Source organism: Martelella sp. AMO21009, assembly GCF_053484295.1.
The window spans coordinates 122,374-143,107 of record NZ_JBAKFR010000005.1 but is presented as its reverse complement, the minus strand read 5'-3'; the positions used below and the strand labels follow the sequence as shown (position 1 = coordinate 143,107).

At 62.8% G+C, this 20,734-nt stretch carries 18 protein-coding genes; 15 read left to right on the top strand and 3 right to left on the bottom strand.

Annotated features, from left to right (window positions below; all coding sequences use genetic code 11):
- Positions 1–116 precede the first annotated feature (116 nt).
- Complete coding sequence (locus V6766_RS08430) at positions 117–1,391, bottom strand: ABC transporter substrate-binding protein (RefSeq protein WP_448465412.1); 1,275 nt, start codon at positions 1,389–1,391, stop codon at positions 117–119.
- A 209-nt stretch (positions 1,392–1,600) separates the two neighbouring features.
- Here V6766_RS08430 and V6766_RS08425 point away from each other — a divergent pair, with 209 nt between their 5' ends.
- The 10 genes from V6766_RS08425 (at position 1,601) to V6766_RS08380 (ending at position 14,042) form a co-directional block, all read left to right on the top strand.
- Positions 1,601–3,055 (top strand): NAD(P)-binding domain-containing protein, encoded by a 1,455-nt coding sequence (locus V6766_RS08425; protein WP_448465410.1) that lies wholly within the window; start codon positions 1,601–1,603, stop codon positions 3,053–3,055.
- A gap of 18 nt (positions 3,056–3,073) precedes the next feature.
- On the top strand, positions 3,074–4,105 hold the full coding sequence (locus V6766_RS08420) for a questin oxidase family protein (RefSeq protein WP_448465408.1): 1,032 nt from the start codon (positions 3,074–3,076) through the stop codon (positions 4,103–4,105).
- Positions 4,106–4,129: 24 nt separating this feature from the next.
- Entirely contained in the window at positions 4,130–5,320 is a 1,191-nt protein-coding gene (locus tag V6766_RS08415; protein ID WP_448465406.1) for an amidohydrolase, read from the top strand.
- A gap of 4 nt (positions 5,321–5,324) precedes the next feature.
- Positions 5,325–6,563 carry an amidohydrolase family protein gene (locus V6766_RS08410; RefSeq protein ID WP_448465404.1) on the top strand — a complete coding sequence of 413 codons (1,239 nt, stop codon included), beginning with the start codon at positions 5,325–5,327 and terminating at the stop codon, positions 6,561–6,563.
- Between the two features lie 85 nt (positions 6,564–6,648).
- On the top strand, positions 6,649–7,647 hold the full coding sequence (locus tag V6766_RS08405) for a LysR family transcriptional regulator (protein ID WP_448465402.1): 999 nt from the start codon (positions 6,649–6,651) through the stop codon (positions 7,645–7,647).
- A gap of 181 nt (positions 7,648–7,828) precedes the next feature.
- On the top strand, positions 7,829–8,644 hold the full coding sequence (locus V6766_RS08400; RefSeq protein ID WP_448465400.1) for a creatininase family protein: 816 nt from the start codon (positions 7,829–7,831) through the stop codon (positions 8,642–8,644).
- Positions 8,645–8,648: 4 nt separating this feature from the next.
- Entirely contained in the window at positions 8,649–10,259 is a 1,611-nt protein-coding gene (locus tag V6766_RS08395) for a CocE/NonD family hydrolase (protein ID WP_448465398.1), read from the top strand.
- A complete protein-coding gene (locus tag V6766_RS08390; RefSeq protein ID WP_448465396.1) occupies positions 10,249–11,274 on the top strand; it encodes an ABC transporter ATP-binding protein in 1,026 nt (341 codons plus the stop codon). The genes V6766_RS08395 and V6766_RS08390 overlap by 11 nt, the downstream gene beginning before the upstream one ends.
- Positions 11,275–11,304: 30 nt before the next feature.
- On the top strand, positions 11,305–12,357 hold the full coding sequence (locus V6766_RS08385) for an ABC transporter substrate-binding protein (protein WP_448465394.1): 1,053 nt from the start codon (positions 11,305–11,307) through the stop codon (positions 12,355–12,357).
- Positions 12,354–14,042: an ABC transporter permease subunit gene (locus V6766_RS08380; RefSeq protein ID WP_448465392.1), complete on the top strand. Its 1,689-nt coding sequence runs from the start codon at positions 12,354–12,356 to the stop codon at positions 14,040–14,042. Before V6766_RS08385 ends, V6766_RS08380 begins: the two co-directional genes overlap by 4 nt.
- A gap of 70 nt (positions 14,043–14,112) precedes the next feature.
- On the opposite strand, the gene V6766_RS08375 is transcribed toward V6766_RS08380, so the two are convergent.
- The gene (locus V6766_RS08375; protein ID WP_448465390.1) at positions 14,113–15,015 is read right to left on the bottom strand and encodes a LysR family transcriptional regulator; all 903 of its coding nucleotides are present in this window, start codon (positions 15,013–15,015) and stop codon (positions 14,113–14,115) included.
- 247 nt (positions 15,016–15,262) lie between these two features.
- Between V6766_RS08375 and V6766_RS08370 the strand changes: the two genes are divergently transcribed.
- From V6766_RS08370 to V6766_RS08350, 5 genes are all read left to right on the top strand, one after another.
- The gene (locus tag V6766_RS08370; RefSeq protein WP_448465388.1) at positions 15,263–15,691 is read left to right on the top strand and encodes a cupin domain-containing protein; all 429 of its coding nucleotides are present in this window, start codon (positions 15,263–15,265) and stop codon (positions 15,689–15,691) included.
- Positions 15,691–16,464, top strand: a complete 774-nt coding sequence (locus tag V6766_RS08365) for a cysteine hydrolase family protein (protein WP_448465386.1) — start codon at positions 15,691–15,693, stop codon at positions 16,462–16,464. The genes V6766_RS08370 and V6766_RS08365 overlap by 1 nt, the downstream gene beginning before the upstream one ends.
- 8 nt (positions 16,465–16,472) lie before the next feature.
- The gene (gene hpxZ / locus V6766_RS08360) at positions 16,473–16,886 is read left to right on the top strand and encodes an oxalurate catabolism protein HpxZ (protein WP_448465384.1); all 414 of its coding nucleotides are present in this window, start codon (positions 16,473–16,475) and stop codon (positions 16,884–16,886) included.
- A 111-nt stretch (positions 16,887–16,997) separates the two neighbouring features.
- Positions 16,998–18,155 carry an amidase gene (locus V6766_RS08355; protein WP_448465382.1) on the top strand — a complete coding sequence of 386 codons (1,158 nt, stop codon included), beginning with the start codon at positions 16,998–17,000 and terminating at the stop codon, positions 18,153–18,155.
- Positions 18,156–18,162: 7 nt separating this feature from the next.
- Positions 18,163–19,749, top strand: coding sequence for a gamma-glutamyltransferase family protein (locus V6766_RS08350; RefSeq protein ID WP_448465380.1), 1,587 nt, complete (start codon positions 18,163–18,165; stop codon positions 19,747–19,749).
- A gap of 6 nt (positions 19,750–19,755) precedes the next feature.
- On the opposite strand, the gene V6766_RS08345 is transcribed toward V6766_RS08350, so the two are convergent.
- Positions 19,756–20,718 (bottom strand): NAD-dependent epimerase/dehydratase family protein, encoded by a 963-nt coding sequence (locus tag V6766_RS08345; protein ID WP_448465378.1) that lies wholly within the window; start codon positions 20,716–20,718, stop codon positions 19,756–19,758.
- Between the last annotated feature and the right edge of the window lie 16 nt (positions 20,719–20,734).

Sequence of the window (20,734 nt, the reverse complement as noted above, 5' to 3'; positions counted from 1 at the left end):
CCGGAGGGCAGGGGATCTGCGATCGCACTCACGCGCGTAACCTCGATTTCAAGAAACATGCAAAAGCCGGACCGCGCGGCATGATGGCGCGCGGTCCGCAGAACTCAGCGCAGGGCTCAGAACAGGTCTTCGGCCTGTGCCTGTGCGGCGTCCAGCGCTTCCTTCGGGTCGGCATCGCCGACCAGCACGGAATTGACCGCCGTGCCGAGGAAATCCTGGATCTGCGGATATTCCGGAATGCGCGGACGGTAATCATAATTGCCGTTCTCGAAGGTTTCGGCAAGCACCGGCAGGAACGGGAATTTGGCCATCAGGTCAGGATCGGTCATCTCGCTCTTGCGCAGGAAGCTGCCGGCGCCGAGCATGTTGAATTCCTTGTGGATCTCGGGGCTGGTCAGCCACTTGATGAAGGCCCAGGCGGCTTCCTGTTCTTCCGGGGAGACATCGGCGTTGATCGCCATGCCCCAGCCGCCAATGCCGTAGCTCGGCGCGGCATCGCCCGGATGCGGAGCGGTGGTGATGGCGACATCGTCGACGACCTTGGAAATCTCGGGATTGTAGTAGCCCGGCGCGCCAACTGACCATGTCTGCATCAAGGCGGCAACGCCCTGGCGGAAGCTTTCCTCGCGGCCGCCCCAGTCATAGCCGGCAGCACCGGGAGGAGCGGCGTTGCGGAACAGGTCTCGATAGACCTTCAGGCTTTCCACATTGGCGTCCGAATTGAGCGTCGGCATGCCGTCCTCGCCCATGATCGAGCCGCCCATTTCGCTGTTATACTGCATCCAGTCCTGGGCGCTTGCCGGACCCTTCTGGCCGTTGGCGACGAAGCCGTAGAGGCCGGCGTCGGGATCGGTCAGCTTTTCGGCGGCGGCGACGAACTCTTCCATCGTCTTCGGCGGTTCAAGGCCGGCCGCGTCAAGCCGGGTCTTGTTATAGGCCAGAACATTGGCATAGCCGGCAAAGGGGAAGGCAACCTGCTGGCCTTCGTAATTGCCGAGACCCATCATCAGGTTGGGATAGATGTCATCGACGTCGATCTCGTCGGCGTCGCGTTCGATCAGTTCGGAAAGCTCGATCGAATATCCGTTTTCGGCATATTCGCCGGCCCAGACGATGTCCATGGTGACGAGGTCGTAGCCCTCGGTGTCGCCGATATAGTCGGCCGTGGTCTTGGTCAGAAGCGAGCCGTAATCGAGGATGTCGACCTTGACGGTTGCGCCCGTTTCTTCCTCGAATTTCGGGGCCAGTTCGGCGATCACCGGCGCGAACTGGTCATTCTGGGAGGCGATGGTCAGCGTGATGCCGGAAAACGGCTTGTCCTGGGCAAGGGCGGTCGAGCCCATCAGGCAGGCCAGCAGCCCGGCTGTCGCATATTTGGCGGTGGTTTTCATTCGGTTCCCCTTTATACCATGCATTTGTTGTTCTCAGTAATGTCATGATCGATAAGCACTATACATCAAACAAAAACGCACTCAAGCGCACTTGACAAAAAAAGAAATCACGTAAAAAATCACAAAAAAGAACATAATCGCCCAAAAATCAGACAAAGGCGGCCAATTTTGCCTGAATTTTGAGCAAACGCCTGATCGGGAACCAGAAAATGCAGCGCCTCACCGAAAACCAGCCGTCGTTTTCCGGCGGTGTCGAGCAGCGGCTCGAACAACTTGCCGCGCGCGCGGCCTGGGAGATGGCGTGTATCGAGGCCGAGGCGCCGGTCTGGCTGAAGAAGCCGCAGCGCGATGCGCATTATAATGTCGTCATCGTCGGCGGCGGGCTGAACGGGCTCTCCGCCGCCTTCGCGCTCAGACGCCGCGGGATCGAGGGCGTCCTCGTGATCGATCAGGCGGAAGTCGGCCGCGAGGGACCGTGGATCACCTCGGCGCGCATGAAGACGCTGCGCTCGCCGAAAACGCTGGCCGGCCCCGATTTCGGGATACCGAGCCTCAGCCCGCGCGCCTGGTACGAAACGGTCCATGGCGCGGAGACCTTTGCGGGGCTTGAGAAGATCGGTCGCGAGGACTGGATGCGCTACATGCTCTGGTTCCGCAGGGCGAGCGGCGTCACGGTGCATAACCGGACGCGGCTCGAAGCCGTGGCGGAAGCCGAAGGCGGCGTGCGGCTGACGATCTCCGGCAATGAAGCGCTGCCCGGCGAAATCACCTGTCGTCGGCTGATCATGGCAAACGGCATGGATGGCTGCGGCGGGCCCTATGTGCCTGAAGATGTCGCAGCCCTGCCGAAGGAATTCTGGACCCACAGCGCCGAAGAGGCCGATGACAGCCACCTCAAGGGTAAGGATGTCATCGTGCTCGGCTCGGCCACATCCAGCTTCGACTGGGCGGTCACCGCGCTGGAAGCGGGTGCGCGGCGCGTCATCATGGTGGCGCGGGCAAAGGCGCTGGCCTGCACCGAGGTGCTGGCCTGGACCAATTTTCCGGGCTATCTCGGCAATTACGCCGAACTGCCGGACGCGGAAAAATGGCGTTTCTCGCAGCACTATTATGACCTGAAGGTGCCGCCGACGCAGGATCAGTATGATCGCGCAACATCCTATGCCAATTTCGTCATGGAACTCGGCAGCGGAGTCTTGTCGCTCGCGATCGAGAACGGCCGCATCCGCGCGGAGACGAAGAACGGAACGATCGAGGCCGATCATATTCTGCTTGGAACCGGCTACGGCGTCGATTTCTCCATGCGACCGGAGCTTGCCGCCCTTGAAGGGCGTTTTGCCCATTGGCGCGACCGTTTCACTCCGCCGGGAGGCGAAACATGCGGGCCGGTCTTGCAGGCGCCCTATCTCGGGCGCACATTCGAACTGACGCCGATGGACGCGGAGCGGGACCGGTGGGTATCGCGCATCCATATGTTCAATGGCGGCGCCGTGCCGAGCCTCGGTCCGATCAGCAACGGCATCACCGGCGTCAAATACGGCATCGCCCGCATTGCCGACGGCATGACGCGGGCTTTCTTCCTGGAGGATGCCGCGCATTTTCGGGAAGAGCTTGCGAATTATCGCGAGCAGCATTTCAATCCGCGCGACAGGATCTCGGCTTGACGGACCGGGGAGGGCAATATGACGACACCACTGACGCTCGATACCGTGCTGGCAAAGGCCCAGACGCGCAGTTTCGAGTTTCCCTATCTTCTGGCCAATCATGTGCCGATGGTGCTGATCGCGCTCGACCGCCTCGGCGCGACGCCCGAGCGGCTCGACGAGTGGTACGAGACCTATCGTGACGCCCATGCCGTGCCGCCGATCGCCGCGCCCGTCGCGCCGATCAATCCCGGCAGTTGGCAGGACGCGGTCGGAGACCGCGCCCGCGAGGCGGATTATCGCGGCTTTTTCGTGGGCGAGGTGCAGCGGCTCGGCATCGACAAGGCGATCCGCGCCTATCTTCCGGCGATGACGCAGGGCATTGCGGCAAGCGCCACGCACCCCCTGATGCGGCTTGCCTATGGCGTGTTGAAGAATGACGCCCGCGAAGTCGGCCACGCGCTCGGTTATTGGGCGGCGACCTACCTGCCGCTGCCGGGGCCGGGCCGTTTTACGGCCGATACGGACGACCCGGCAGAGGTGCTCGCCGGCATCGCCGATATCGAGGGCATCCGCGACTACGAGACCGAGACCGACCTGCTCTGGCACAATATCCGCGCCGTCGGCGCGCTGCCGGGTTTTGCCCCGGTGATCGACAGGCTGCGCTTTCACGACAACACGGTCCGGCGCATGACCGAGGTCTCGCTCGTCGCCTTCGCCTTCACGCTCGATTTCTCAGCCCTTCATGCGGTGACCGGCATGCACTGGATGCGCCTTGTTGCGCCGCATGTGGATGAGGACAAGGTGGAACCGCTCTACCGCGCCTTCTGGCAGGTGATCGCGGCGCTGATCCCCAAGATCGGCTTTCCGGTGTTCCCGTCGGCGGATGAGGTGCAGGAGATGCGCGAACGAGACGCGCCCGAATGGCCGGAGATCAAGGCGGCGGCCATTGCCTCCTATGACGAGCACGATGTCAGCCTGACCTTTTCCGCCTCCGAGGAGCAGAAGGCATGGGGCGGGGACAGGCTCTACCGCGTCGCCGCCGCCCGCCGCCTTCGCCTGATTGACTGAGGCCAGATCGACTGAGGAAAACCTTTGCCCGCAAAGATCGCCGTTGAAAATATCCGCAATACACGGGGCGAGCCCGTCACTCTCCTGATCGAAAATGGCCTGGTCGCCGGTCTTGCGCCTGCGGGAGCGCTGGCGGTTCCGGAGATGGCGGAGCGCATCGACGGCGGCGGGGAAATGATCCTGCCGGGGCTTGTCGACGGGCATATCCATCTCGACAAGACGTTGATCGGCCTTCCCTTCATTCCGCATATTCCCGGCGAAACGGTCGCCAAGCGCATTGCGGCTGAGCGTGAACTGCGCCGCACGGTGGCGCTTCCGGTGACGGCGCGCGGCGGGGCGCTGATCGAGAAGATCGCGGCGCTTGGAACGGTTGCCGTCAGAAGCCATGTCGATATCGATACCGAGATCGGGCTGAAAGGTCTCGAGCAGGTGCTGTCGCTCAGACAAAGCCACGGCCATCTTGTCGACATCGAGATCGTCGCCTTTCCGCAATCGGGCATCATGCGCGATCCGGGCACGGCGGACCTGTTGCATGAGGCGGTGGCGGCCGGTGCGGATCTCGTCGGCGGGCTGGACCCGGCGGGCATCGACGATGACATAAATGGCCATCTCGACGCGGTCTTTGACGTGGCCGAAAGGCACAATGTCGGCGTCGACCTGCATCTGCATGATGGCGGGGCGCTCGGCGCGTTCGAGCTACGCCAGATCGCCGAGCGCACGATTGCCGCTTCGCTTCAGGGCCGGGTGGCCGTCAGCCACGCCTTCTGCCTTGGCGAGCTGGATGATGCGGATTTCGGCAGGACGGCAGAGCTTCTGGCGCGCGCCGAAATCTCGATCATGACCAACGGGCCCGGCCCGGTTCCGATGCCGCCGGTCAAGCGGCTTCAGGCGGCGGGCGTGCGCGTCTTCTGTGGCTCCGACAATATCCGCGATGCTTGGTCGCCCTTCGGCAATGGCGATCTGATCGAGCGCGCCGGCATCATCTGCGACCGGCAGGATTTTCGCGCCGATGATGATCTGGAGCGAGCCTTTGCGCTGGTGACCCAGGCCTCCGGCGCAGTGCTTGGCCGCGCGGAACCGCTTGCCCCCGGCGCGCCCGCCGATTTCATTCTGGTCGAGTGCGGCAGCATCGCCGAGACGCTGGCCGAGCGGCCCGTGGCCCGCACGGTGTTCAAGGCTGGCCGCAAGGTCGCCGAAGGCGGGCGGCTGGTGTGAGCTGATGGCCGATATCGATTTCCTCATTCGCAATGCCCGTCGCGCCGGAAACGAGACGCCGGTTGATATCGCCTTTGCCGGGAGTCGTATCGCGCGTGTTGCCAGCGGGATTGCCTGCGATGCGCCCTCGTTCGATGCGGGCGGCAAGCTCGCCACGCCGGGGCTTATCGAAACCCATATCCACCTCGACAAGGCAGGCATCATCGGCCGCTGCGCGCTGTGCGAGGGCACGCTGGCCGAGGCTGTGCGCGAAACCGCGAAGGCCAAGGCCGCTTTCACCGAAGAGGATGTCTACGCCCGCGCGGCAAAGGTGGTCGAACAGGCCATCGCCCACGGCACCACGGTGATGCGCACCTTCGTTGAGATCGATCCGCGCGCGGGTTTTCGCTCCTTCGAGGCGATCAAGGCGATCCGGGGCGATTATGCCGATGCGATAGAGATCATCATCTGCGCCTTTGCCCAGGAGGGGCTGACGAATGATCCGGGCACGGAGGAGATGCTCGCCGAGGCGCTGGCAAGCGGCGCCGATCAGGTTGGCGGCTGCCCCTATACCGATGCCGATCCCGGCGCCCATGTGAGAAAGATTTTCGATCTTGCCGAGCGCTTCGGCGTCAATGTCGACTTCCACGTCGATTTCGACCTGAAGCCGGAGGGCACCAATCTCGGCGCGATCATCGCCGAAACCAGGAGGCGCGGCTATCAGGGCCGTGTTTCCGTCGGCCATGTTACCAAGCTCTCGGCGCTTGCGCCGGAGGCATGCGCGGCGGCCTTCGCCGAACTTGCCGAAAACGGTATCGCCCTCACGGTGCTTCCGGCGACCGATCTTTATCTGAATGGTCGAGAATTCACCCACCTGGTGCCGCGCGGAGTGACGCCAGGCCACAGGCTGATCGCGGCGGGCGGCATCGCCACGCTTTCCACCAATAATGTGCTCAACCCGTTCACGCCCTTCGGCGATGTCTCGCTGATGCGGATCGCCAATCTCTACGCCAATATCGCCCAGCTTGGCACGGTTGACGAACTTCAAACCGTCCATGACATGATGAGCGGCCAGGCGGAGCGCCTGCTTGGGCGCGCGCCCTCGCAGATTGCAGCGGGAGCGCCCGCCACCGTGGTGCTATTCGATGCCGAGACCCCTTCGGAAGCCGTGGCAACCATCGCGCCGGCGCTTTGCGGCTGGCGCAACGGTCGAAAGACATTCGAGCGGCCCAGTCCACGCCTGTTCTGCACGCCTCAAAGGTGATGAGCCCGTTAGCCCTGCCGGGCGGCACGGGAATTGCATGACAGCCTTCCGGGAGACCGTTTTGTACTTGTGAAAGGCAATCTGCATGATCACGGATCAGAACGGCACGATTGATGTCCGATTTTTACGCACGACCTTCCTTCTGTTGAGCGAACAGAATGTCTCGCGCGTTGCCGGAAAGCTCGGCCAGAGCCAGCCCTCGGTGAGCGCGGTGCTCAAACGCGCGCGCCATGTCTTCGACGACCCTCTCCTGGTCAGGAGCGGGCAGGGCATGGCCGTCACCGAACGCGGCGAGGCGGTGCGCGCCTCGCTTGGCCGTATCCTTGCCGAACTCAATGAAACCATCAGCCCCGAAGAAGCGTTCGATGCCGCCACCACGGCATTTGCCATGCGCATTTCGGCAATGAGCTGTTTCAACGGCTTCCTCATACCGCCGATAGCCGAAAGGCTGCGCCGGGAAGCGCCGATGGCCTCGATCGATTTCTTTGCGCCAGCCGAGAGCGACGATCTGACTGAGCAACTCAGCTCCGGCGTTTCCGACCTGCTCGTCGCCAACTGGCCGTCACCCCACGAAAGCCTGCGCTCCAGCACGATCTTCGATTGCGAGACGGCCTGCATCGTCAATGCCGATCATCCTTTCGCGGACGCCGATGAAATGCCGATGGAGGCCTATCTCTCGCTGCCGCACCTGTCGCTCGGCTCCGTCGTGCGTCCGGCCTTCTCTCCGATCGGCGGCCGGCTCAAGCAGCTTGGCGTCAATCGCCAGGTGGCGCTTTCCGTGCCCGAATATGCGCTGGTGCCGCCAGTGATTGCCCGCACGGACCTGATCTTCACCACGGCGCAGCCCTATGCCGAATTCGTGGTGGATCGCTATCCCGATTACGATCTGCGCGTTGTCGGCGCGCCGCGCGAATTCGGCAATATGCGGCTTTATCTCCTCTGGCACGAGCGTGCGCACAAGAGCCCGGCGAACAGATGGGTGCGCGATCTTATCCGTGATGTTTCAAGGCGTTATGGCGCCGATCTGCAGGAGCGTCCGACTGCGGCTGGCATGGCGGGGCTGGCAGAGCTCGCGGCGGTATAAGCGCTGGCCTATACCACTTATAAGCCCAAGTGGAATTGTTGAATGTCAAACGACATGACCATAATGTAGGCATAAATCGTAATTGCATAAAACTTAGTCCGGTTGTTCAGCCGTGCCCGAGCCCTGCCGCTCGCGCCGCCGGCGAAGCTTTGCCCGGACCACGGATGGAAGGAATTCGGAAATGCCGCTCAAATCGCACTGGTGGTGGGATCATACGACCAAGGACTTCACCGACATGGACATGTCGGAATTCGTCGCGATCCTGCCGGTGGCAGCCGTCGAGCAGCATGGTCCGCACCTTCCGGTCCGGGTCGATTCCGCCATCAATGCCGGCATCATCAATCGCGCTGTCGAAATCATGCCGGATGACATGAAAGTTCTGGTGCTGCCAATGCAGGCGGTCGGCAAATCGGTCGAGCATCTGGAATATCCCGGCACGCTGACGCTGTCCTACGAGACGCTGGCCCGCCTCTGGTTCGAGATCGGCGAGAGCGTGGCGCGGGCCGGCTGCAGGAAGATCATCTTCGCCAATTCCCACGGCGGCCAGCCGCAGGTGATGGAGATCGTCTGCCGCGAGCTTCGCATCAAATGCGGCATGTTCGCCGTCTCGTCCTGGGTGTCCGCCGGTGCAAGCCAGGCCGATCTTTACAGCGAGCACGAACTGAGACACGGCATTCACGGCGGTGAATCCGAGACCTCGACCATGCTGCATCTCCATCCCGATCTGATCGACATGCAATATGCCGAGGATTTCCAACCCATGTCCGTCGAGATGGAGCGCGGCAATCAGGTGCTGACGGCGGAAGGCCGGATCGGCTTTGGCTGGCAGACCCAGGACCTGCATCCCTCCGGCGCCTGCGGCAACGCGGCAGCCGCTGACGCGGAGCGCGGCAAAATCTATGTCGAGCGTTCGGCCGAGAGCCTTGTGGCGCTGGCCGAGGAGGTTCTGGCCTTTCCGATGGAACGGCTCACCCAGAAGACCATGTTCAAGGGCTGATCGCTTGCTGGCACGAAACCCGACATCAGCCGTTGACCGGCGCGTCGAGCACCTCACCCTGAAAGACGGGGTGGCGCTGGCGGCGGATGTCTACCGTCCGGCGGGCGAGGGGCCGTGGCCCGTCCTTTTGATGCGCCAGCCCTATGGCAAGGCGATCGCCTCCACCGTCGTGCTCGCCCACCCCTCCTGGTATGCCCGCCATGGTTATGTCGTGGTGGTGCAGGACGTGCGCGGCATGGGCGCGTCTGAAGGCGATTTCGATTGCCTGCGTCAGGAATTGAGTGATGGCGCGGAAACGGTGGCCTGGGCGAAGGGCATTGATGGCGCGAACGGCAAAATCGGGCTCTACGGTTTCTCCTATCAGGCGATCACCCAATATCTGGCGCTTGCCGGCGGCGCGCGGGTGGATGCCCTGGCGCCGGCCATGGGATCCTTCGCGCCGGCAAGGGACTGGGCCTATGAGGGCGGCGCATTGCGCTATGCCGGCATGGTCGGCTGGGCGCAGCAGATGGCCTTGCTCAAGGCTCTCCATGATGGCGATCGCGAGACCCATGCCGAACTTTCCGCCCTCAAGGACCTCCCGGAGACGGCCCGCTACCTCTGCGAACGTCCCGCGCTTTCGCACCTGAAGCGCTGGATCGACAATGTTGAAAGCGACTGGGATCAGGTTTCGCCGGAGCGCTTGCTGAAGGATGTCTCGCTGGACATTCCTGTGCTGCACACCGGCGGCTGGTATGATTTCATGCTGGAAGGTACGCTTGCCGCCGACAGGGCGTTTCGCGACGCCGCGCCGGAAACCGCCCATCTTGCCATCGGCCCATGGACGCATATGCCGTGGAATGGCGCTAGCGGCTCCGTTCGTCTACCAAGGGCGGAGGACTGGTCGGTCGATCGCGCCAATATCGCCTTCTTCGATTTCTATCTGAAGGGCATCGGCGATCCGCCGCCGGCGGTGACGCTGTTCGATATGGGCGCATGCCGCTGGACGAGTTTCGATAAATGGCCGGAAACTTTGGAGAAATCCCTTATGCTCGCCTCCGGCGGGCTTGCCGCGACGCTTGCAAATGACGGCAGGCTTGCGGATATGGCGGGCGACGGCGAGGATGTTCTCGTCAGCGATCCCTTCCGCCCGGCGCCGCTTGTCGGCGGTCATATGGGCGAACCATCAGGTTGCGCCGATCGGGCGGCGAGCGATGATCGGTCCGACGTCGCCGTCTATACCTCAGCGCCATTTGCGCAAGCATTCACCCTTTGCGGGCCCGTCAGGGCCGACATCACCATCTCGACAGAAGAACCGGTGTTCGATCTCGTTGCAACGCTCTCCCTGGTCACCCCCACCGGAAGCGCAAATGTGATCCAGACCGGCATAACCCGAACGAAAAACACGGGTGCGCCGGTGAGCGTCGGTCTCAGAGCGGCTTATGTCACAGTGCCGGCGGGCTTCAGCCTCCGCCTGTCGCTGCAGGCCGCCGCCTGGCCCGCCTTTTCTCTCCATGCGCAAGACCCGGCAGAAGCCGACGGGATGGACGCCGAGCCGCTGACGCTGGCGATCCGTCACGAAGCCAGCCGTCTTGTGCTTTCCGTTCTGAAAGAGGACACCGTCAATGGCGCCTAAGCCCTATCTCACCCTCGACAATGTTTCGGCGACCTATGGCGATACCACGGCCGTTTCCGGGCTGACGATCGAAGTGCCCAAGGGCGAGCTTCTGTCGCTGCTCGGCCCGTCCGGCTGCGGCAAGACCACGACGCTCCGGATGATTGCGGGCTTCGTCGAGCCGTCGGGCGGCCGCATCATCCTCAATGACAAGGACATCAGCCACAAGCCGGTGCACAAGCGCAATATCGGCGTGGTGTTCCAGTCCTATGCGCTGTTTCCGCACCTTACCGTGATCGACAATGTCGGTTTCGGCCTCAGGATGCGCAATGCCTCGCGCGCCGAATGGCGGGAGAAGGCGGCGAAAACGCTCGAAACCGTCGGCCTCGGCCCCTATGCCGACCGCTATCCCGGCCAGCTCTCCGGCGGCCAGCAGCAGCGCGTCGCCCTTGCCCGCGCGCTGGTGATCGAGCCGGATGTGCTGCTCCTCGACGAACCGCTCTCCAACCTCGATGCCAACCTCAGGGCCGACATGCGCAACGAGATCCGCTCGCTGCAGCAGCGTCTCGGCATCACCACCATTTTCGTCACCCACGACCAATCCGAAGCGCTTTCGATGTCGGATCGGGTGGCGGTGATGAGCAAGGGCGTGATGAGCGAGATCGGCACGCCGCTTGCCCTTTGCGACCAGCCCAAAAGCCCGTTTACCGCAACCTTCCTCGGCCACCGCACGGTGATCGACGGCAAGGTGGAAAACGGCGTGTTTTCCGCTCCCGGCATCACCTGCGCCGGTGCGCCGGAAAAGGCCACCAAACTGGTGCTGCGCGCCTCGCGCCTGCGCTTCGACGAAGAAAATTCCCCGCTTTCGGTTTCAGGAACGCTCGTCAATGCAGCCTATCTTGGCGAGACCTATGAGGCCGATATCCAGGCCGCCTGCGGCATGATCCGGCTTGTCGTTCCCTCCGACACGCCGCCGCCGCCGGTGGGAACCGCATGCCAGGTCACCGCCGAACCGGGCGGGACCACCTTTATCTGACAAAAACATAAAACCAGGAGAACAGCTGACATGAACATCAAGAGACGTTCCTTCAACAAACTCATTCTGGGCGGGGCCGCCACGCTTGCCGCTCCCTATTCCTTCGTCCGCGCCCAGACGCCGAACCCGAAGCCGGGCGATGAACTCGTCGTCGGCATCTGGGGCGGCACCCAGGAAAAGATCGTCAAGGAGTATATCGAGCCGGTTCTGGTCGACAAATACGGCTGCAAGATCTCCTATGTTCTGGGCGGTACCGTCGAGCGCCGTGCCCGCGCCTATGCAGAACGCGGCCGTCCGAGCTTCGACGTGCTCTACCTCAACATCTTTGAAAGCCGTCAGGCGGTGAAGGACGGCGTCACCCAGCCGGCAACCGATGCGGTCGAAAACGCCCAGTATCTCTACCCGATCGCCCGCAAAGGCGGCTACGGCGTTGCCATCAACCCCTGCACCATCGTCTATAACAAGACCAAGGCATCCGCGCCGATCACGTCGTGGAAGGACATGTGGAAGCCGGAATGGCAGGGCCGGATTGCATGGCCGAACGGCCTTGGCGCCGAAGGCATTTCCGCGCTGATGATGTCGACGCTTTCCTGGTTCGGCGATCAGACCAAGATGGCGCCGGAAGGCTTCGACAAGGTCAAGGAACTGAAGCCGTTTGCCGCCATCCAGGGCAGCCAGGCGCAGCTTTTCGACATGTTCGATCAGGATATCGCCGACCTTTCGGTCGAGTTCGGCAGCTTCTGCGAAAAATACATCGAGGAACGCAATCCCGATTTCGCGCTGGCCGATCCGGAAGAAGGCAAGGCGCTGGCGATGAACGTTGCCTGCATCACCGAGGGCACCAAGAACCAGAAGCTCGCGGAAGAATGGGTCAACCTGCACCTGTCGCCGGAAGTCATGCAGGCCTATGCCAAGGAAATCTACTACTCCCCGACGGTCACCAATGCCGATATCCCGGCAGACATCCAGAGCAAGCTGATCATGCCCGACCAGATCGATACGCTCGTCGACTTCGACTGGGATTACATCAACGGCAACCGCAACAAATGGCAGTCCATCTACGACCGGGAGATCGCCGGATGAGGAAATGGCTCGGACCGGCGCTTTCAGCGCCGGTCACCATATGGCTCCTGATCGCTTTCGCCGCGCCGCTTGTCGCGGTTATATTCCTGTCCCTGCATGAATATTCCGACCCGTTCGGGCCGCTGATCCAGACGCCCTCGCTGCAGCAGTTCATCGATATCGCCTCCGACGGCTTCTACTATCGGGTGGTGTTCGAGACGATCTGGCTTTCGCTCGCTGTGACCCTTGTCTCCGCGTTGCTCGGCTATCCCGTGGCCTACTGGCTGTCGCGCATGCCCGGCAAATACCGCGCCTTCGCCTTTGCCATCGTCCTCATTCCGCTTCTGACCAATGTGGTCGTGCGCTCGCTCGGCATCATTCTCCTGCTGTCGCCCGAAGGGCTCATCAACATCGTCACCGGCTGGTTCGGCATTCCGCCCGTCAAGACCATGCTGTTCAACCATGGCGCGGTGATCGTGGCGCTCACCCAAGTCTATATGCCCTTCATGGTGCTGGCGCTCTACGACAATCTGCAGAACACATCGCCGCGCGTGCACGAGGCGGCTGAAAGTCTCGGCGCCTCGCCCGCGATCCGCTTCCTCACGGTTGACCTTCCGCTTTCCCTGCCGGGGCTGAAATCCGGCACGATCGTGGTCTTCCTGCTGTCATCGACCTCCTATGTCTCGGCCACCATGCTGGGCGGCAAGAAGGTCTGGACCACCGGCATGCTGGTGCTTCAGGAAGCCATGCACAACCTCAACACTTCGCTTGCCGCAGCCCTTGCGCTGGTGATGACCGTCACCGGCCTGCTTTTCGCCGTGCTGGCAACGCTCGCGCTCAACCGGTTGATGACCTGGCGTTACGGCGGCAAGAGCCGACCGATCGCGCTGCCGCGCTTTGTCGAGCCCGCCGTCAATTTCGCCGGCCCCATCCTGTCCTGGCTGCTGTTTGCCGCCGCCGTGATCCTGCTTCTGCTGCCCCTCGGTCTCGTATTCGTGCAGAGCTTCAACGATGTCGAACTGGCCACCGCCGCAGGCTTCCGCGGCTTCACGCTGCGCTGGTATCACGAGGTTTTCGTCTCCGGTTATTACACGGATTCCTTCATCGTCTCGGTCAAGGTGGCGCTTGCGGCCCTTGCCGTATCGCTGATCATCGCCGTGCCGGCGGCCTTCGCGCTGGCCCGCTTCCCGTTTCGGGGGCGTTCGGCGCTGCTCGCCTTCTGGCTGCTGCCGCTCACGCTGCCGCATGTGGCGCTTGGCGTCGGCATGTTGAAGCTGTTGCAGATCTATGTGGCCGTGCCGCCCTTCATCGGGCTGGTGGCGATCCATGTCGTGGTCATCCTGCCCTTTGCCATCACGCTTCTGACGGCATCGGTGATCGGGCTGGACGAGGCGCAGGAAGAGGCCGCCGCCAGTCTCGGAGCCAACGCCTGGAAGCGCTTCCTGCTGGTGATCGTGCCGGGGTTGGCGCCCGGCCTTTTCGCCACCTCGATCGTCGGGTTCCTCTTGAGCTTCGACGAGGTGACGGTCACGAGCTTCCTCACCACCGCCCGGCTGACGACGCTGCCAGTGCGCCTTTACGCCGAAGCCTCGTTCGAACTGAGGCCAACGGCGCACGCGCTCTCTTCGGTGCTGATCCTGCTGACCGTCGCCCTGCTTGCGATTGTCGGCCGCTTCGTCCGGCTGGACAGGCTTTATGCACGTTAGACAAGAGCATCGGGCGATCAGTCATGATCGGCCGATGCTTCAAACTCACCGGTCGGCTTCGGTCCGCCGGTCAGTCGGCCATCTCCCGCATCACCGTCCTGATATTCTCCACGAACACGCTGGCAATCGCCGAAATATTGCGGCGGCCACCGATCAGCATCAATTGCTGGGTTTCGGACTGGAACTCGCGCACCGGCACATAGACGAGCCGGCCCATGCGGCTTTCAAACGCGATATCGAAGGGCGTGAGGAAGGTGAGATAACCTTCGCTCATGGCGAGATGCCGCATCATTTCGATCGAGTTCGCCTCCACCGCGAATGACAGCTGCAGGTTGGCGCGGGAAAACACCTGCTCCATATGCGGGCGGATTGCCGTGGTCTGGTCGGCGCCGGCAACTGGATAGCCGACGCATTCCGACAGGCGTACGCTGGTGGAACGCGCCAGCGGGTGATCGGGCGCGACCGCAATGCCCAGCCGGCCGATCGCGATTTCAAGCACGCTGACATCGGCATCGGCCGGGAAGTCGAAGCCGAGGCCCATATCCGCCTCGCCGGCACGCACGGCATTGCGGATATCATCGCCAGTGGTCATCAGCATCATCCTAACGCTGATGCCGGGATTGGCGCGTTGGAAACGGCCAACAGCGCGCGGCAGAAGATTGGCGGCCAGGCCGCTCATCAGCGCGATCGTCACCACGCCGCGCCTGAGGCCCTTCAGGTCTTCCATCATCGCTTCCGCGCGGTTCATGCCCTTCAGCGTGTCGCGTACATGACCGATGAGGATTTCGCCCGCCGCCGTCAGCGTCAGCCGCCGTCGGCTGCGGTCGAACAATTGCGTGTCGAGCGCTTCCTCCAGCGCCGCGATCTGTCGCGAGATTGCCGAGGCCGAGACATTGAGCCGCTCGGCCGTCTTGCGCACCGATCCCGTGCGCGCGACCTCGTCCAGATAGTTGAGCAGGCGACCGTGCAGCATGGGGATGGTTCCTTTGTTGCCTTAAAGGCAACATTCTATGCGAAAATAAATGCTTTTAAAGCGACAAAAACTGCATCACCATGGGCCTAATGCTGAAGGCGTCGCCGCAAAGCGCTTTCCCCTGCAATGCGGCGGTTTCAGCCTTCGGTTCCGGCATGAGCGGACCCTAAAGGTCTCCCACCACCTTGAAATACTCCGCGCCGCTCATGCCGGCCCCTATTTTCAGACAGGATTTCCAGAGGGTCCCATGCTCACCTATGCATTCGAACAGGTCGAAAAGGCCGAAGTCTTCAAGATCGCGCCGACCGACACCAATTATTTCGCGATTCTCTTCGACCCGAAGAAGGATGAGATCGACAACATCTTCGTCATCGAGATCTTCACCGTCGGCGGCGCGACGCCCCCGAACGAGCACAGCCACGCGCACGAGTTCTTCTACGTTATCGAAGGCGAGGGCATGGCCTCCAGCGATGGCGAGGAAATGCCGATCAAGAAGGGCGATGCGCTGATTTTGCGTCCGGGTTCCGAACATGTGGTGAAGAATACCGGCTCCTCCAAGCTTTACACGCTGACGGTGATGACGCCGAACCAGGATTTTGCCGAGCTCATCCGTTCCGGCGAGCGCGTCTCGCTTGACGCCGAAGACCTGAAGGTGCTGTCCGGGAAGGCGGCCTGATGCAGGAAGACGCCGATGCCCTGCCGCTCGGCCCCTCGCGGCTGAACCGCTGGCAGGTCAGTGCAGGCCGGGTCGATCTGATCCGGCCACAACCCGCGCCGCGTCCGCTTGCGGTGAAGGATGGCGACCGCGAAGTTGTTCTCGATCTCAACCGCACGGCCATCATCGTCGTCGATATGCAGAATGATTTCTGCCATCCCGATGGCTGGCTTGCCGGCATCGGGGTCGATGTGTCTCCGGCCCGAACGCCGATCGAACCGCTCAAGCGCCTGCTGCCCGGCCTTCGTGACGCCGAAGTTCCGGTGATCTGGCTCAACTGGGGCAACCGCCCGGACAGGGCCAACCTGCCGCCCTCCACACTGCATGTCTACAAGCCCACGGGCCGGGAAACAGGCATTGGCGATCCCTTGCCCAATGGCGCGCATGTTCTGGAGAAGGGAAGCTGGGCCGCAGCCGTGATCGACGAGCTGGAGATCGCGGAAACCGATATTGCTGTCGACAAGTTCCGCATGTCCGGCTTTCAGGATACCGAACTCGACAGCGTACTGCGCAATCTCGGCGTCACCACCGTGCTCTTTGCCGGCGTCAATGCCGACCAGTGCGTGCTCTGCACTTTGCAGGATGCGAGCTTCCTCGGCTATGACTGCATTCTGGTCGAGGATTGTTCGGCAACCACCTCGCCGCAATTCTGCATGGACGCCACACTTTACAACACCCGCCAGTGCTTCGGCTTCGTCTGTTCCTCGGATGATATCGTCGCCGGCCTTTCTTGAGTAGATGCATGACACAGCAAGACAAGGACGCAGCCGTTCAGCCCGTCAACCTTCCCGACGTTCTGGAGGAGGTCACCAAACTCTGCGACCTTTACGAAAAGGCGCTGATGGAAAACGATCTCGATACGCTGGATGCGCTGTTCTGGGAAAGCGAGCAGACGTTGCGCTATGGCGTCGGCGAGAATCTCTATGGCATTTCCGAAATCCGCGACTTCCGCAAGGGCCGTTCAGGCGGTTCGCCGCAACGCGATGTCATTCGCCGCCAGATCACGACCTTCGGCAGGGACTGCGCGGTGTGCGATCTCGAGTTCCAGCGGCCCGGCGCTGCCGTTCGCGGTCGCCAGAGCCAGACCTGGATCCGCACGGCCTCCGGCTGGAAGGTCGCCGCCGCCCATGTCTCGCTGATGGGCAATACCCATTGAAGCCGATTGCCGGGCGCAGGCCCTGCAATTCCGGGCCTGCACTTCGCGTTGCGTTTTCACCGCCGCGCGTGCATGCTCCCTCCATTCTTCCTCCGTTATCGGGCATGTTTCATGACGCAATCCATCGGTCCCTTTGTCGAACGTTTCGAACCTCCTATCGCCCGGGAGACGCCGGCTTCCAACCTGCTGTCCGGGCTTTCCGTCGCGGTGAAGGACAATTTCGACGTTGCGAACAAGATCACCGGCGGCGGCAATCCCGAATGGGCGGAGGATCAGGCCGCGGCAGCGCATCATGCATCTGCCGTGCAGACCCTTCTCGATAATGGCGCGGCTCTTGTCGGCAAGGTCCATATGGACGAGCTCGCCTATAGCCTGATGGGGGTGAACGCCCGGTTCGGCACGCCGGAAAATCCGGCAGCGCCCTCGCGCGTTCCGGGCGGCTCCTCCTCCGGATCGGCCTCGGCCGTCGCCTCGGGGCTCGCCGATATCGGGCTTGGCTCCGATACCGGCGGTTCGGTGCGCCTGCCGGCCTCCTTCTGCGGGCTGTTCGGCTGGCGTCCGACGCATGGACTGGTGTCGGGCGAGGGGCTTTTGCCGCTCGCAGAAAGCTACGACGTGCCGGGCTTTCTGACCCGCGATCTGGAAACGCTGGAGATGCTTGGCGAAATCTTCGCCGGCGGACAAGGCGTTGATGAGGATGTCCGGCTGGTCTATCCCGCCGATGTCTGGCGGCTGTGCGAGGATGAAGCGGCGGCGGCCCTGAAATCGGCGCTGCCGAAGGGCGACCGCAACGACAGTCCGCTGCTTCCGGGCGGCGATCTGAAGGAGCTGCTGCCGGTTTTCCGCACCCATCAGGGCTATGAGGTGTGGCAGCATTTCGGGCCCTGGATCGAAAGGCGCGAGCCGGAATTCGGCCCCGGCATCCGCGACCGTTTCGCCATGGCGGCGAAGATCACGGCGGAGGAATTCGAGGCGGCGAAGACGAAGCGCGCCGCGTTCCGCGCGCATCTCGGCAGGGTGTTGTCGCCGGGCACCATCATGGTCTACCCGACCTCGCCGGGCCCCGCGCCGCTTCTGACCGACGGCAATGACATTGTCGAGACCTTCCGCAATCGCGCCCTTTCGATGCTGGCGATCGCCGGCCATGGCGGCCTGCCGCAAATGTCCATTCCGCTTGCAGCCAGTCAGGGCTCGCCGCTCGGGCTTTCGCTGGTCGCGGCACCCGGCAGCGACAGGCTGCTGATCGAGACGGCGAAACGCTTCTTCTGAGGATATCATGCTTCATACCGCGAAAGGCTTTGACGGGGCGTTTTCCGCACCGCACCGTGCAGCGGCCCTGGCAGGCCGCGACATTCTGCAGTCCGGCGGAACGGCCATGGAGGCCATGGTCTCCGCGGCGGCCACGATTGCGGTCACCTATCCGCATATGAACGGCATTGGCGGCGACGGCTTCTGGTTGATCCACCGACCGGGCCACGAGGTAACGGGCATTTCCGCCTGTGGGCAGGCAGCCCGTCTGGCAACGCCTGATTGGTATGTCGAACGTGGTTTTGCCACGGCCATGCCGACGCGCGGGGCCCTTGCCGCCCTCACGGTTCCGGGAACGGTTGGCGGCTGGGAAAAGGCGCTGTCTTTGGTGCCGGAAGAAAAGCGCCTTCCGCTCGGAACGCTTCTTTCTTCGGCGATCGGTTATGCCGAAAGCGGCATTGCGGTGACCGGTAACCAGTCTTTGTGCACGGCTGAAAAACTTGAAGGCCTGCGCGATGTTGCGGGCTTTGCCGAGACATTCCTCATCGATGGCGAGGTTCCCAGGACCGGGGCGCGGCTTTGCCAGAAGCCGTTGGCGGCGACATTGCGCAGGCTCGCGGCGGAAGGATTATCTTCCTATTATTCCGGTAAACTCGCCCGCACGCACGCTGCCTTCCTTGAAGAAACCGGCTCTCCGCTGCGCTTCCAGGATTTCTCCGCCTATCAGGCGCGCATGGTCGACCCGCTTCATGTCGAGACCGCGCATGGCAGGCTGATGAACATGATCCCGCCGACCCAAGGGGTCGCCTCGCTGATGATCCTGGCTTTGTTCGATCGGCTCGGGGTCGCAAAGGGCGAAGGCTTCGAACACCTTCATGGCCTGATCGAAGCCACCAAACGGGCCTTCATCATTCGCAATGCCGGGCTCGGCGATCCGGATTTCATGGCCGAACCCGCGCAAGGCTGGCTTGCCGATGACCGGCTCGATGCGCTTGCCGGCAGGATCGACATGAACACCGCGCTGCCATGGCCCTATGAGCCTGCTGAGGGTGACACGATCTGGATGGGGGCCGCCGACCGCTACGGCAATGTCGTCTCCTTTATCCAGAGCGTCTACTGGGAATTCGGCTCCGGCCTCACCTGTCCCGAGACCGGCGTGTTCTTCCAGAACCGCGGCGCCGGCTTCTCGCTTTCGCCCGGCCCCAACCAGCTTGCGCCTGGAAAACGCCCGTTCCACACCCTGAACCCCGCGCTTGCGCATCTGAAGGATGGCCGCGTGATGGCCTATGGTACGATGGGCGGCGAGGGCCAGCCGCAGACACAGGCCGCCGTGTTCTCGCGCCATGTGCAGTTCGGCCAGGATCTGCAGGCCGCCGTTACCGCGCCGCGCTGGTTGCTCGGCCGCACCTGGGGGGAGGAGACCACGACGCTGAAGCTTGAGGACCGGTTTGACCCGGCACTCGTGACGGCGTTGAAAGAGGCCGGCCACGATGTCGAGATGCTTCCTGCCTACAGCGATGCCGCCGGTCACGCAGGCGCAGTCGTGCTGCACGAAAACGGGTTGATGGAAGCCGCCGCCGATCCCCGCGCCGATGGCCTGGCGCTTGTGGACTGACCTTTCTCAGGCCGGAAAGCGTTTGCGCAGAAATCCGTCTATGAAATCCGCGGGCTTTTCCTCCAGCAGTGGAAATCCAAGGTTTCGGGCTGTCTCGGCTGTAAAACAGGCGGGAAAATCCTGCGGTCCATAAAGTGGTGGATCCGTACGGTCGATCAGCGACAAGATGTCGTCACCTGCCCGTTCTGCGAGCGCGGCAAGCAGCGCCTCGACCGTCAGCGAGACGCCGGGCATCGCCAGCGCCCGCGCATACGCGGGGATCGGGCCCTCGATATTTGCCGCGTGGATGAGCTGGGCAACCGCCGTTTCCGGCGAGGCCAGCCAATGGCGCACATCGTCGGAAGCAGGCAGAAGCGCGCGGCGTCCTTCCAGCGGTTCGCGGATGATGTTGGAAAAGAAGCCGGAATTGCCGTGGGTGGCTTCGCCGGGCCTCACCGCAATTGTCGGCAGGCGCAGGCAGATGCCGTCGACAAAGCCCATGCGCGAATAATCGGCAATGATTGCCTCGCTCATCAGCTTCTGCATGCCGTAGGAACTGTCCGGCCAGGGCCTAGCTGCATCATCGATGAGGGCCGGGAAGGGGGCGCCATAGACCCCGATCGAGGAGGCGTGGACTAGGCGCGGGCAATAGTCATCGCCGGCAAGCCGGATCGCCTCGACGGTTGCCCGCACGGTATCGAAGTTGATGTGATAGCCGATGGCGAAATTGCTGTCGGCCTGGCCCATGGCGGTGGCGGCCACGTGGAAAATCACGTCCGGACGGGCGGCTATCACCTCTCCGATCGTCCCGAAATCCGCCGCATCGCCCGTCACCCAATGCGTGGCCTCCCCTTCGATATCGCTTTTTCGGATATCGGAGAGGACGAGCGCGTCAAGCCGCTCCCGACCGAGCGCGCCGCGTGCAATCAGCGTTTCGGCAAGCGCACGGCCAATCATGCCGGACGCGCCGATGATGGCGACGGAGGCCATGGCGATCTCCTTGTCC